The 14,215-nt window shown below is 51.4% G+C and carries 14 protein-coding genes; 1 reads left to right on the top strand and 13 read right to left on the bottom strand.

The window, feature by feature from the left end:
- Positions 1-82: 82 nt before the first annotated feature.
- The 13 genes from ACYU87_RS18390 to ACYU87_RS18330 form a co-directional block, all read right to left on the bottom strand.
- Positions 83-1,462 carry a peptidylprolyl isomerase gene (locus ACYU87_RS18390; protein WP_461135543.1) on the bottom strand — a complete coding sequence of 460 codons (1,380 nt, stop codon included), beginning with the start codon at positions 1,460-1,462 and terminating at the stop codon, positions 83-85.
- Between the two features lie 112 nt (positions 1,463-1,574).
- The gene (locus tag ACYU87_RS18385) at positions 1,575-3,974 is read right to left on the bottom strand and encodes a peptidylprolyl isomerase (RefSeq protein ID WP_461135542.1); all 2,400 of its coding nucleotides are present in this window, start codon (positions 3,972-3,974) and stop codon (positions 1,575-1,577) included.
- 90 nt (positions 3,975-4,064) lie between these two features.
- Positions 4,065-4,778 carry a hypothetical protein gene (locus tag ACYU87_RS18380; protein ID WP_461135541.1) on the bottom strand — a complete coding sequence of 238 codons (714 nt, stop codon included), beginning with the start codon at positions 4,776-4,778 and terminating at the stop codon, positions 4,065-4,067.
- 19 nt (positions 4,779-4,797) lie between these two features.
- Positions 4,798-5,136, bottom strand: coding sequence for a n-acetylglutamate synthase (locus tag ACYU87_RS18375; protein WP_461135540.1), 339 nt, complete (start codon positions 5,134-5,136; stop codon positions 4,798-4,800).
- 94 nt (positions 5,137-5,230) lie between these two features.
- Positions 5,231-6,334 (bottom strand): agmatine deiminase family protein, encoded by a 1,104-nt coding sequence (locus tag ACYU87_RS18370; protein ID WP_461135539.1) that lies wholly within the window; start codon positions 6,332-6,334, stop codon positions 5,231-5,233.
- Positions 6,335-6,402: 68 nt separating this feature from the next.
- Positions 6,403-7,086, bottom strand: a complete 684-nt coding sequence (locus ACYU87_RS18365) for an HAD family hydrolase (protein ID WP_461135733.1) — start codon at positions 7,084-7,086, stop codon at positions 6,403-6,405.
- Positions 7,087-7,105: 19 nt separating this feature from the next.
- On the bottom strand, positions 7,106-7,366 hold the full coding sequence (locus ACYU87_RS18360) for a hypothetical protein (protein ID WP_461135538.1): 261 nt from the start codon (positions 7,364-7,366) through the stop codon (positions 7,106-7,108).
- A 119-nt stretch (positions 7,367-7,485) separates the two neighbouring features.
- Positions 7,486-8,193 carry a 3-keto-disaccharide hydrolase gene (locus ACYU87_RS18355; protein WP_461135537.1) on the bottom strand — a complete coding sequence of 236 codons (708 nt, stop codon included), beginning with the start codon at positions 8,191-8,193 and terminating at the stop codon, positions 7,486-7,488.
- Between the two features lie 109 nt (positions 8,194-8,302).
- Entirely contained in the window at positions 8,303-9,451 is a 1,149-nt protein-coding gene (gene mnmA / locus ACYU87_RS18350; protein WP_461135536.1) for a tRNA 2-thiouridine(34) synthase MnmA, read from the bottom strand.
- A 117-nt stretch (positions 9,452-9,568) separates the two neighbouring features.
- Entirely contained in the window at positions 9,569-12,226 is a 2,658-nt protein-coding gene (locus ACYU87_RS18345; protein WP_461135535.1) for an ABC transporter permease, read from the bottom strand.
- A gap of 13 nt (positions 12,227-12,239) precedes the next feature.
- Positions 12,240-12,578 (bottom strand): PadR family transcriptional regulator, encoded by a 339-nt coding sequence (locus ACYU87_RS18340; protein ID WP_461135534.1) that lies wholly within the window; start codon positions 12,576-12,578, stop codon positions 12,240-12,242.
- A 404-nt stretch (positions 12,579-12,982) separates the two neighbouring features.
- Positions 12,983-13,357: a PH domain-containing protein gene (locus ACYU87_RS18335; protein ID WP_461135533.1), complete on the bottom strand. Its 375-nt coding sequence runs from the start codon at positions 13,355-13,357 to the stop codon at positions 12,983-12,985.
- 150 nt (positions 13,358-13,507) lie between these two features.
- A complete protein-coding gene (locus ACYU87_RS18330; protein ID WP_461135532.1) occupies positions 13,508-13,924 on the bottom strand; it encodes a hypothetical protein in 417 nt (138 codons plus the stop codon).
- Positions 13,925-14,035: 111 nt separating this feature from the next.
- On the opposite strand from ACYU87_RS18330, the gene ACYU87_RS18325 reads away from it, so the two are divergent.
- Positions 14,036-14,212, top strand: coding sequence for a hypothetical protein (locus tag ACYU87_RS18325; protein WP_461135531.1), 177 nt, complete (start codon positions 14,036-14,038; stop codon positions 14,210-14,212).
- The last annotated feature ends 3 nt before the right edge of the window (positions 14,213-14,215 follow it).

Below are 14,215 nucleotides of genomic sequence, written 5' to 3'. Positions count from 1 at the left end.
TGTCGTTGTTTCAGCAACCAACCGCACCTGATGACTTATAAACGACTAAGAAACGAATTATCATCTATAATTCATCATTTACTTAGTTTCCTCCCCCACTTAGCGTAGCTGCGCTGCCCTGCGTGGTGCCAAATATCCGGCAGCCATGATACTCAGGATCAACGGTGATGTACACATCCGCAATGGATTTTTTGAACCAGTCATCAATCGCCCGGTTCTTTTTATTGCTCAACACAATCGTCTGTAATTTTTCGAAATCTTTCGTATAATCAGCCGTGTGTGGCGCAACCTTACTTTTGAAGTACAATATTCGTACCGCACTTTTACCGTCTTCCGTACGGTACGGCAGTGGGGCCGAAACGCTGCCAACTTTCATCGTATCGAGCATCTGGAACATAGCATACTCCATCGTTCCGTCCATCGCCAGCCGACTGCTGCCCGACTGGGCATCGCGAAGCAGGCCACCGGCATCAGCGGTGTTTTTATCTTCCGAAAAGTCTTTAGCGGCTTTATCAAATTTCAGCGAATCAATCTGGACCAGGTTCCGAAGGCTATCCAGGTAGTGGGTTGGCCCCGAGACATCTAGCCGGTTGTAATCGGGCCGAAGCAGAATGTGCCGGGCGTGGTACTCTGCTCCGCGCGTTTCGATCAGCTGAATAAGGTGAAGGCCGAAATCCGATTCGACTACGTCGGAGATCTGATTGGGCTTTAACTTAAGGGCTGCTCCTTCGAAGGGTGCAACCATCATACCCCGTTTGGCAAAGCCGAGGTCACCTCCGTTCTGGGCCGAGCCAACGTCTTCGGAGTTTTCCTTGGCTAGTTTGGCAAAATCTTCGCCTTTCTCAACCCGCTGCTTGAAGTCAAGCAGTTTCTGGCGCAGTACTTCTTTCTGTTCTTTCGTTGGCTTGGCAAACCGAACGATCTGGCCTACCTCTACTTCGGCGGGTATATACGGCAGACTGTCTTTGGGAATACCATCGAAAAACCGACGAACATCGCGTGGGGTTACCTTCACGTCGCTCGTGATTTTCTGTTGCATCTTCTGAACAACCTTCTGGTCTTTCACCTGCGTCCGCAGTTCGCTTTTTAGCATTTCCAGGCTTTTGCCGTACGCTTCCACAATGTTTTTGTCGGAGCCAAACTGCTGGATCATGTACTGCATCCGGGAGTCGAGTTCGCTGTCGACAATCTTTTCTTCAACCACCACCGAGTCAATTTCGGCTTTGGCCAGCATCATTTTATTGATGACCAGGCTTTCCAGTAACTGGCACTTTTGTGGGGGTGTCTGATTTTGGCCAACGTACGATTGATAGGCTTCCTCCAGGTCGGACTGAAGCACGTAGTAGTTATCGACTTTGGCGATGATCCTGTTCAGGCTAACGCCCTGACCCTGCCCAAACGTGGGTGCGGTCAAAAACCAGCCAACCAACATAATAAGCGCACTGCTGATTACTTTTTTCATGTTTTAAAGATACGCAGAGAATGGTTGTTACTCTGCGTTTTAAGCAATTTTAAGAGTTAATTTATGGTCGTGCGGGTAGGTCGCACAATAGCTTTATTCGCCTGGCAAAAGCTTACTTCGCCAACTTCCGGATTTCATCGTCGTTGACTTTTACCGGATACGTTTGCCGGAGCTGGGCCAGCCATTGTTTTTCGAGCGTTGCCTGGTATTCGTTGATGACGGTTCCGCGGGCTTCGGCAAACGTTTTGGCTCTGGCTGGTTCAATCCGTTCGATGATTACAGCAATAACGTTGTTGTTGCGACGTAAGGGTGTTGTTCCCACTTTCCAGTCTGTAACGCTATCGAGATAAGGATTCTCACCGCGCTCAAATAAACCCGTTGTCATGGTTACGGCCGGGTTATCGGTCAGGCGGGGTGTTGCAGTAGTGGGTGCACCAGATCGGCTGTTAATTACTTTCGCGATGTCGTCTTTGGCATTGCTGAAATACTGAAAGGAAACATTGCGCTGGGCATTTTTAGCCGCTCCCGGTCGTGCCCCCTGAAAATCTTTCTCCGAGATACGGTTAAGCGAAATGCCATTTTTCTGCAAATACCCTACTACCTGCCTGATCCGCCCTGCCGACATGGAGTCGCTCTCGGTAGGGTCGTGTGAACCACTCACTTCAACGATGTAATCAGGGTTGGCGCCCATGACCACTAATACGTCAAACAGGGTTTCGCGAAGGGCGGGCGTTAACGCCGTTTGATTTTTGGCGAACGTAAGCGGTGCCGCTGACCGCCGAAGCTGATACGGGGGGCGACCACTGAGCATCGTTGTGGCCTGCTTCAGCAGGCTATCGTTCTGCGCAACGACAACCGTGGCCAGTGCCCGTACAGGAAACCGGTATTTGTCTTTGTTTTGCTCATAGTACTGCCGCTGCCCTAGAGAATCGGCCATGGAGCGCTCCCACACGTTTTGCTCCATAACCTGCGAGAGCAGTACCCCATCTCTGATTTCATTGAGCAATGCCCGAAACTCAGGCGATTTCTTGTCCAGGTTTGCTTCTTCTACCGATATCAATTGATCACCCACAAACCGGTCGAACAACCGGCGCATGGCAACCGCTGGCGACCCCCCAGCGGGGCGATCTATGGCTGACGAGGCTGGGCTATTGCCGGGTGCGCTGGCTACGGCCGGGTTGCGGGGGGGCTGCTGTTTCTGCCGAACGTAATCAAAAAACTGGTTGACGCTGTAGGGCTGTTTATTGATTAGAACGAGTGTCTTGCCTTGTAGAGCCGGATCGAGGGGTTCGGCAAAGCGCCATTTACCGGACAACATGCTGCTGTCGGCTTTGGCCAGCGCCTGTTGCAGAACGGTCTGGTCAGGTTGCACCGCATATTCCTTTTGCAGGCGCTGTATGGTTGCCTGGCGTAGAATCTCTGCGCGGCTATCCGTCATGACGCGCTGCCGCAACGACGGCCCCAGTGTTGCATAGGAATCCAGCGGTTTACGCTCGATGAGTTTAATAATGTGCCAGCCGTAGTTGGTTCGGACGGGCTTTGAATACGCACCCGGTTTTGTCAGTGAGAAAGCCGCATCGTCAAAAGCGGGCACCCAGGGAACCGATCGGCCGGGCTCAAACATCGGTAATACCCCACCATTGGCTTTAGAGGTAGCATCGTCTGAAATCCGGCTACAGACCTGGTCAAACGGTTCTCCTTTCTGAAGCTGCGCGTAAGCCGCGTCGATGCGCTCTTTAGCCATTTTCTGTCCGGCTTCATCGGCGGAGGGACTCATTCGAACCAAGATGTGCGCAACCCGCAGACGTCCCCGGCTGGGTCGCCGATCGTTTACCTTGATGAGGTGATAGCCAAACCGGGTGCGGACAGGTGCCGAAACGCTGTTGACAGGTGTGGTAAAGATCGCCGTTTCCAGGGGGTAGACAACGCCAAAAACGGAGACATAGCCGAGGTTACCGCCATTCTCCACCGTATTGACATCCTTGGAGTAGTCGCGGGCTAGTTTAGCGAAATCGGTCCCATCCTGCGCCTGTTTGCGCACGGCCAGACTGGCCTGGTAAGCCGTCAGGGTATCGGCCGGGGTTGCGTATTCGGCAATCGGAATCAATATATGCGATGCGTTCACATCTGTCTGCATGCGCTGATAGGCTTCGGCAGCCAGCGACTCAACCAGCACTTTATCCGTCAAATACGACTGCGCCAACTGCTTCCGGTAGGTATTCATTTCTTCCCGAAACGCTTCGGTCGTATCGCGGCCACCGGCCTCGGCAGCCAGCACTTTCAGCTTCAGATTGGTGTACAGATCGAAGTAATTTTTCACGTCGGTTCGCTGAGCCGAATCGGAAGAAAGCTGATTTTTAGTGAACGACTGAAAGAAGTCGCTGGTCGTGAAGGCTTTGTTGCCCAGCGTCAGAATAACAGGTTCTGGCGGTGTTTTCTGAACAACGGGTGCGGCTGTCTTACAGGCTGTTACGAGTAAAGTCAGCAGAAGGCCGCCTGTGATATGGCGCATAGCGTCTGGAAAGTAAATGGAACTATGTTAGGAAAACAGATACAGCAGAAAAAACATTCGGTATGACTAAGCAACGTTACGAAAGCCCCCTTATTGGTGCACGGGCTGGATTTTCACCGACTTGAGAATGATGTCGTACTCAAGCCGGTACTCGAATGAGTCCTTAAATTTCTGTCCGGTAAAAATAGCGGGTACCCGAATAAATCGCTGGTTTTTCTGACGGATCTCCGCTTCCTTCAGTTCCACGCTGCTTTGTCCGAGCAGGTCATCATCATCGAGTTTGTCCAGCAATTGCAGGCCAACACCCGAAGCGACCAAACCTGCCGACACGTACTTCAAGGGTGTCAGCACTTCGGCGGCTGTTAATAGCAAACCCGCTGGTAAGGCAACCAGGTTATGAATTTTCTGAATTTTTGCCACGGTCTGTCTCGCCTGGTTGTAGTCATCTACCTCAATGAGGACCAGCGAGGCTACGACACGTCCGTTTCGGGGAATGCTCAGACTAATCGACTTTGCCGGAGTATGCTCTTCCTGGGATGGAGCCTGTAAGTCGAGAAGCTGCCCTTTCTGGACGGACTCAATGCCCCAGCCACCATTCACAACCGCTACGGCCTTGTTTTTGGCATCGTAGCTGGTGAGTGAGTAGACCATCATCAACTCGTCGCGCCGACTCAGGGTTTCTTCCAGATTTATCGCGTGGATGGATCGGGGTGTCAACTCCGCTGTCAGCGACGGTTTTCGGGTACAACTCCATTGAACCGAAACACCAATGGCCAGTATCAACAGGGTTAAATGAATGCGCATGCTTCTCTAAACGTCGCTTTTACGGTAAAACTTCTTCAATAACCGACGAACCCGACGACCCGTCACCACTCGTCCATTGCCATTGTTCGTGCAACCGAATCCGACCGTCGGGCAGGTATTCGGGGGCGGAAGTGCAGCGGCCGGTCATCAGCTCACCCTGCTTGTTAACGTGCTCATAGCGCATGTCCAGGAAACCCCCTTCCAGAACAACGGCAATCAGAAATCCTTTCAGAATGCCACCACCCGCGTAGTCGGCCCAGACCACCTTGCCTTCCTGGTGGTAGTGAAAAAGTGTCTCGTCACTGACCTCCCCATTACTAGTATTGGCGACGGAGCGAAAGGTCTTGTTATCGTACATGGTGTTGGGGATGTATGGTGTATGATACAGGGTATATGATGTATGTCATGATCTTTATGGGTAACGGCTATACCATACATCATATATCTTATAGCTATACAGCCGGTTCCTGCTGGCTCAGGCAATGGAAACTGCCCAGACCCCAGACAATATCGGTTGAGTCGATACCGATAATTTTTCGGTTGGGAAAGCACGAGCCGATGATGTCTAGCGCCGGTTGATCTTTATCGCACCGGAAGGTTGGTACAATGACCGCTCCATTGGTGATCAGGAAGTTGGCGTATGAAGCCGGTAAGCGCAGGCCATCGCTGTACACGGGATCGGGCATGGGTAGCTCTACGATGGTAAGCGGTTTGCCATTGATCAGGCGCATCTCACGGAGCTCGCGGTGAATTTCCTGCAAAAACGGGTAGTTGTCATCCTGCGGATTGGCCTCGTAAGCCGCAATGACGGTGTCCTCATTAACAAAACGAACGGTGTCGTCAATATGGCCGTCGGTATCATCGCCCACGATGCCTTCTTCTACCCACAACACCTGCTGAACGCCGTAGTAATCACGGAGATACTGTTCGATCTGTGTTTGGGTCAGGTGCGCGTTTCGGTTCTGGTTGAGCAGGCAGGCACGGCTGGTCAGCACGGTTCCGGCTCCGTTAAATTCAACCGATCCGCCTTCCATAATAATTTCCACCGCATTTGCAGTGGCAGAATCCATTGCGGCAGTATCCACTGCGGCAGCATCCACTGTGGGCGTTACGTAGTCCAGCTTGCGGTACCGGGCAATTTCAACCGGAATCAGGTTATCCCGGTCGTAGGGAGGGTACTTGTTGCCCCAGGCGTTGTAGCCCCAGTTAATGATCATCCGCTTGTTTGTCTGCGGGTTGATCAGAAACGCCGGGCCATGATCACGGCACCACGAATCATTGGTGGGATGGGGCAACAGGGTGATGCGGCTCATATCGGCCCCGGCAGCCAGCAAACGACGTTTGGCCGACTCCATCACCTCGTCGTTGTGCGCGTTGATACAGACCTGTTCGCTTTCGGCGATGGCCTTGATGAACTCGATGTAAGCCGGAAACATCAGTTCCTGTCGCTCCTTCGTCCAGGAAGCTTCGGTATGAGGCCAGCTAAGCCAGGTCGCTACGTGCGGATGCCATTCGGCAGGAAAGAAAAAGCCCTCACGGGCGGGAATCAAAGCCATATACGATGGACGAATTACGGTTTACGAGAAGCAAAGGTACGGCAAGGGCGCAAAATTTCCCGGATAGCCTACTCAATCAGCGCCCTGACGGCATCGACGCTTAAGTCGGTAAAGTCATCAACAATGAGGGAAGCCCCCGTATTGGCGAGCTCGTCATGGGTATGCGTCGTGGCCAGCGCAACAACTTTCATGCCCGCCCGGAGACCAGCCTCAATACCGGCCAGCGCATCTTCGAACACAAGGCACTGACTTGCTTCAATACCAACTCGCTGAGCAGCAGTCAGGTAAATTTCCGGGTCGGGCTTGCCCCGCTGAACCATGCTGGCGTCCACAACCACATCAAAATAGGCCCTCAGCGGAAGCTCATCGAGGGTGAACCGGACATTGCTTTGCGGAGCCGACGTACCAACCGCCAGCTTAACGGACTGAGCACGCAGGGCATCCAGAAACGGTAATAAACCGGGTGTCGGTTGACGATAGGGGCGATATAACTCCCGATAAATAGCTTCTTTCTCTTCTGTCAACGCGGTTAATTCATCGGGTGAAATGGGTCGTTGAAAGACATACGCCATCGCATCAGCGGCAACGCGCCCGTTAATGTGCTCAACGTACAGTTCCCAGGTAAGCAGACGATTGTGTTGCTGGGCAAATTGCAGCCAGGCATTGATGTGGAATTCGGTGTTGGCAATCAAAACACCGTCCATATCAAAAAGGGCCGCCCACGGATGAGTAGCCGATGGTGTGTTAGGCATCATGAGGTATCAATTGAGATTAACTAGGGTGAACGTTGTTGTCAGGTGTCGTTATGGGCAGAACATCACCCGCCAGAACGGCTGCTTCGTGAAGGAGTTCCGTAGATACCAGTTCGTCGGTTACATCTTCGATCCGCTCATCGAACGCGTCGATTCCTTCGTTGGTCGTGAGCGATGGCGACTTCATGCCCAGCAACAGTCGGCCAACGTACAACAGATGGAGCGAGAAACGCAATTCGGGCAGCGCAGGACTATGGCGGGTTTGTGGTTCGGTTTGCATACGCAGTGAACAACTGATAACAACGGTTGGGTTCGTGTAGCGCGGTGGTGCGGCATTCCACCATCCTGTTCGTAATAAGCGTACTGCAAGGCAGGATGGCAGAATGCCGCACCACCGCCTTATAGAATTTTTATCTTTAAATTCCTGAAGTAGATCGGAGCACCAGCATGTTTGCCCTGTAAGCCAATGTAGCCATGAAGAGGAAGGTCGGCGGGGGCTTTACTGAGCCAGGCGGGCACTTCTGTGCCATCTGGATTCGTCTTGGATGAGGTAAACTTCGACAGGTCGATGGTGTTGATGAGTTGGTTGTTAAGCACAACGTAAATCAGCTTGCCCTGGCACGTAACGGTGTACCGGTTCCATTCGTCGGGCTTCTTAACGATTTGCTGTTTACTGGCAGCCTGATGCCCGAAAAAAGCACCACACTGCCAGTTTGTGGGCGATTCGGCCCACTTTGCCGCATAATCGTCAGCAATCTGAATCTCCACCGAGTTCGGAATCCAGTTTGTTGTATCGCTGGCGTGGACAACCACGCCACTGTTGGTACCGTCGGCGGTTTTGAAGAGCAGATCCAGAACGAAATCGTCGTAGGGAATTGCCGTCCAGATGGCCTTGTCGGCTGTAGCCGTCAAAACGCCCCCGTCGTCCATACTCCACACACCTTTGGGAAATCCGGCGTCCGAAAGATCACTGGCAAACAACGGTTTCCAGCCAGCCGCTGCGGTGTTTGGATGGCCTTTGGGTATGGCAACGGGGACCGTAGTCTGAGCCAGCACCTGAACGGTAAAGGCCATCATGACGCCGGTGAGCAGAAATAACGTTTTCATGTACGAAAGGTAGGCAATAGGGTGATAAACAGAAAGCCGCCGGGATAACCAGGAACGGTATGTCTCTGTTTTTCCCGACGACTTGCTGTCTAAAATAATCCCTGAGCTATCAAGCCACTGTGCTTAACGCAAACGGCTGATGGGTTTGGTTGTCACCCTGTCGAAAGCTCTTCATGATCCAGCCACCGCCGATAACGTCGTCGCCGTCGTAAAAAACGGCTGCCTGGCCGGGCGCAATAGCCGATACACCCTCTTTGAAAAGAACCTCGATTTTGTCCCCTTCCTGCGAAATGGTGGCCGGCGTGCCGGGGTCTTTATACCGTACTTTGGTAACCGTTTCGAGCGGGCCGTTGATGCGATCGTACTTTTGCAAATTCAGCTTGCTGACGATCATGCCATCCCGGAACAGGTCTTTATCGACCCCTAATACCACTTCATTCGTGTCTTTCCGGATTTCGGTAACAAACATGGGCTGGCCGAACGCCATCCCCAGGCCCTTACGTTGCCCGATGGTGTAGAATGGATAGCCCTGGTGTTTACCCAGCACTTTCCCCGAACCTTCCAAGACGAAATTGCCCCCGGCTACTTCAGCTTCCAGGCCCGGCATCCGCCGTTTCAAAAAGCCCCGGTAATCGTTATCCGGCACGAAACAGATTTCGTAGGATTCGGATTTGGTGACCAATTCCATAAACCCTCGTTCTTTAGCCATCTCCCGGATTTCGGTTTTGCGCAGGTGGCCCAACGGTAATTTGGTTCGGCTCAGACTCGCCTGCGAAACGCCCCACAGTACATACGATTGATCCTTCAGCGTGTCGACGCCTTTGGAGAGAATAAATCGGCTGTTCTCTTCCCGGATATGGGCGTAATGGCCCGTCGCAATCGACTCGCAATCGAGCCGGTCGGCCCGTCGAAGGAGAGCATCCCATTTGATGTGTGTGTTGCACATAACGCAGGGGTTCGGCGTCCGGCCTTCGAGGTATTCGCCCGTGAAGTGATCGATTACGGCATCGCCGAACTCCTCCCGAATATCCAGAATGTAATGGGGAAAGCCGAGATTGACGGCAATGTTGCGGGCATCGTTGATGCTGTCCAGGCTACAACAGCCTGTCTCTTTCTTTGTGCCGCCTGAGGAGGCATAATCCCAGGTTTTCATGGTCATCCCGATGACCTCATACCCTTCTTCATGCAGTAGTACCGCTGCTAATGAAGAGTCAATGCCGCCACTCATGGCGACCAGAATTCGTCCGTGTTTGCTCATATCCGCCAGGGTTCAAAGCCCCGCGATGGTAATGGTTATGACTAATCGTGCGCCGTTACTAGCGACTCACAAAGATACGAACACAATTTGGCGTGTGCTTAGTTTCGGCATGCTTTCCTATTCGCTCCGTAAGCTTTTGACCGGGTTCACCAGGGCCGCTCTGATGCTTTGAAAGCTGACGGTTAGCAGGGCAATACCAACCGCTAACAATCCTGCCAGGGCAAAAATCCACCAGGTTAATTCCTGCCGGTACTCAAATGTCTTCAGCCATTTATCGACGGCCCACCACGCGACAGGTGTCGCTAACACAAGGGCAATCAGGACAAGGCGCAGTAAATCGGCTGACAGTAAGCTGACAATGTTTTGCACACTGGCTCCCAATACTTTACGAATGCCAATTTCTTTTGTTCGCTGCTCAGCGGTAAAGGCCGTCAGTGCAAACAGGCCCAGGCAGGAAATCAGAATGGCTAATACCCCAAAGTAATTGACCAACGTGTGGACTTGCTGCTCGGCGAGGTACATCTTCTCGTAAGCTTCGTCTAGAAAATGGTAGCTAAACGGATAGCTTGGGTTAAACTGCTTGGTCAGGCGTTCTAAGTCGGCAATGGCCTGCCCTGTTTGTCCCGCGCGGCTACGAACAAGCAGATAGCTGGTGTTAGGCGGCATATAGGCTACAACCAGGGGGCCAATGGGCTGATGCAGCGAGCCGAGGTGAAAGTTTTTCATCAGGCCGATGACTCGTCCTTTGCCAAACCAGAACGTAATCTCACGGCCAACAGGCTTATCCATGCCCATCAGTTTAGCGGCTGCTTCGTTGATAAGGTAATTGGCGGTGTCGGCAAGACTATTAACCCGAAAATCGCGTCCGTCAAGCAGTTTGATGTTCATCGTTTTAACGAAATTATTCCCCACCGACGTGGCTGCTACGCTTACCAACTGCTTGGGGTTCTGACCCGGCCAGTGTAAGTCAGTCGTACTGCTCTGGATGTTCAGGGGCAGGTGTCCTGTGGTGGTTGCCTGTACCACCGCCGGGGTTCGTAACAAGGCCTGCTGTAATAATTCTGTTTTCTGGTAGTCATTCAGACTGCCTTCCAGCTTCATGTACATAACGTTTTCGCGATCGAGGCCAAGGTTCTTGCTACGCAGGTACTGCATCTGCCGACCGATAGCTAACATTCCCACAATCAGGAAAGTGGACAGCGAAAACTGGATCACAACCAGTACGCGCCGGAAGTTGGCCGTACCCGTACCGATCGGTAGCCGAAGCGCCGAACCGGCTCCCTTCAGAATACGCATCGGTTGTAAACCGGACAGAAAGAAGGCCGGGTAACTGCCCGAAAGCAAACCTGTAACCAGGACCAAAACCGCCAGGATGAGCCAAAGCCCCTGGTTTGTCAGATCAAGTGCCAGCTGCTTATCGAATACGGCGTTGAACGTTGGCAGAACCAGCCAGACCATAAACAACGCCAACCCAACGGACAGCAAGCTGGTCAGTAACGATTCGCTCAAAAACTGCCCTATCAGGGAGGATCGTAGTGCGCCAACTGCCTTTCGGACGCCAACCTCCTTTGCCCGAATGGCGGATCGGGCCGTTGTTAAGTTCATGAAGTTGATACAGGCGATGAACAGGATAAACAGAGCGACTATGGAAAAGATACGAACGTACTCAATCCGACCACCAATGGACCGGCCATCTTTAAATTCTCCGTACAGGTGCAGATCGGTCATGGGCTGTAATACCGGTAGTTCGTTGTTGTCGAATTGGGCATAGCGCGGGTAGATGCTTTTCATGGCGGCTTCTGCCTGAGCTACGGTTGTGCCCGGTTTCAGGCGGACGTAGGTCAAAAATGAATTATTGCCCCATGTTTTATGCCAGGGTTGTTCCTGCGCGTTGAAGTTGATGAGCCAGTCGAATTGCAGCGTCGATGTTGTTGGCAGATCCTCAATTACGGCTCCCACCACGTAGTATTTGGCGTTGTCGAGTTGAAGTGTTTTGCCAAGTGCTAGTCCGGTCGGGTAATATTTCTCGGCTAAATGGCGCGTAATCACAACCTTGTTGGGATCTGCCAGGGCCTTCTTCGGATCGCCGTAGAGCGCAGGCAGCTCAAATACGGAGAAAAAGTCCGACGTCGCGTAATGCCCACGTTCTTTGGCCATTTTTTCGCCCATCGGCGTGCCGATCGCTTTAACCAGGGTCTCAAAGCCCCAGTCGAGTTTTGTGACGGCGGCTACCTGCGGCACATCGTTCGCGATAGCCTCCTGCAACGGCCCCGGCGTAACAAAGGCTGTCTGGGTTTCTCCACCGCGGAAGTTAAAGTTTACTCGAACGAAATAGAGATTTTTTGCATCGGGTAAAAAGCGATCGTAGCTTAGTTCATCGTGTACCCACAGGCCGATGAGTAACGCACAGGCCATACCCAGGGCTAGCCCCGCTATGTTGATACCTGTATAGAGTTTGTTATTGGCCAGATTCCGCCAGGCTATTTTGAAATAATTTCGGATCATGTCAGGGTCTAGGAAAAAGGGTGTAGTGTAATCACTTGTCGATTGGGGTCTGGCCAGAGGCCGGATCAACTTCAGGGCGTTCAGGCCGTAGCACCAGTCGGCCCGCCGTTTGCCCAGGGTGGTTAGCCAGTAGGCATACAGTTCGAGCAGGTCACCCTGCACTTCTTCGCGCGCGTCGGGGTGGCCCCACCAGGTCAGCAGTAGGGTGGCCCAGCGGGGCGGTCGGGGCGTTGGATCACCGATGGGGCGAGGGCGAGTTGGCTTGTCCATGGTTTTCTTATGGTCAGTTTCCCATCAGTTGTAACGTTTGGGGAGGTAAAGCACCCCATAACTCATCGCGGATTTGCCTAACCTCCTGTAAGGCTCTTCGGCCGGTTGCCGTAACCGTGAAAAAGCGTTTCCGCCGACCACCGCGCTCGGCTGTGGCTCCGCCCATCGTTGAGGTCAGAAAGCCTTTTTCGGCCAGACGTTGCAGGGTGGTATGAACGGTGCTGAACCCAACGGACCGCCCCGTTTTCTGCTCAATCTCCTGGGTAATGGTCACGCCATACGCCTGTTCGTCCAGCACCGCAACCGTGAGGAGAACAATCTCTTCAAACTCTCCTAAAAAGGCCCGTTTCATAGCAGGGATTATTATATACGATTATGTCGATCAAATGCAGTGCCAAATCTGTGGAAGGCTGTCTACAGCGTTTTGAACCCATTTATTTTCCATACTGGGTCAATGCCGTGTCCAATTACGGACACAAACCGTACTGAAACGGACAAGGCCATCCGCACGGATGGTATAAGGGGTAGTTCTAAATGTAAAGAATAGGGTTTAATTATTTTTTGCCCGATTCTGATATTCAGACAGTTACGAATATGTGGATAAATCGCCAAATGTAAAGAGTTGGATTTGCCTTGAATTGGCGTTGGAGAAATTGAGCGAAACCAGCCATTATTAGCCGAAAAATTGGAAACGCCTTACAGTATTGGACCACTGTAAGGCGTTTTTATGTGGTTTAAATGGTATTTAATCGCGTTTTAGCTGATTTTAGCAACCAGCTTCTTATAAAGCTCAATTGACTGCTTAGCGTCGTATAATTTGACTTCATGCTGTATTGAGCCTACTTGTATGGCTACCTCTTGAGAGAAGTTCATCATTCCACCCGATGACATGGCCACTTCGCTGATTTTGCTGTATGGAATGGATATTATCGCCCGCTTAGATGACATGGCCTTCGCATCTACAAAAATCACCCGTCTACTCGTAAAGACGAAGTAGTCAGCAAATAGTCGGATTGTGTCTTCTATCTTCTCATCTGGCAACAACAATGTATTGACTTCATCATTGAAGGCGTTTTGCTTCGCTGCTGCGGCACTGTTGGCCACCTCTTTCATGGTATCAAGAAATCCCATACAAACTCTATCTAAGGTTGAAATGTGGTTACACTTAAATTCATTAAAAATTTAGAAAATTCTTAACAAAATGCACCTCTAAAATTTACATTTAAGATTAGGGGTGCATTTAGTGGTGCAATTAGCGGTGCATTCCGTATAGAAATTCTTCTATTTTTTGAGCATTGTTCTGTAAAGGCGGATATTCTCTTTCAACGCGTCTATAATTTCATCTTTATCTTTCAGGCGCTCTTCCAATTCGGAAATCTTCCCAGAAGCGTCATTTAAGCGTATGTAATTAGTTTTTGGCTCTTGAGTAGCGTTATGGCTATGATCGTTGACCAACATCGCTCCACGGCCTGTGATTAGCCAGTCTCCATTCAAATCAGGGCAGGCTGATAGAATATTTTCTATTTTGTCGATTCCTAAGACAGTTTTTCCAGCAAGAAATTTACCTGTAAGGCCATTAGAAAAGCCGAATAAATCGTCTGCTTCCCTGTTATTCATTCCTTTAGCTACTAAATACTGTTTAAGTCGATTCGCACTGGCCATAGCAATCCTTAAAATATATTCTAAAATCCCTTGCACCTTAATAGAATATATTCTATTATTGCAGACAAGTCCCCTAATTAGAGGACAAATTAATGAGATAATCCAGTCCTGCAAGGGGTCGCATTGGCTGGTATTGAGCGAACGGCAATGGAAAAGGAGCTAAAACACGGCGATCAGGCCAGAATTGCAGAGATAACCGGCTTCACACATGACTATGTGAAAAAGGTGATTCGTGGGCGTCGTAAAAACGCTCAAATCATATCTGTTGCTGAACAACTTTTAGCTGACCGTGCGCGGCTGGCCTCCCAAAGTAAAGCCGCGTAAACG

It is taken from the genome of Spirosoma lituiforme (genome assembly GCF_054776635.1).
Note: the sequence above shows the minus strand (reverse complement) of the source record. Positions and strands in the feature narration are given on the sequence as shown.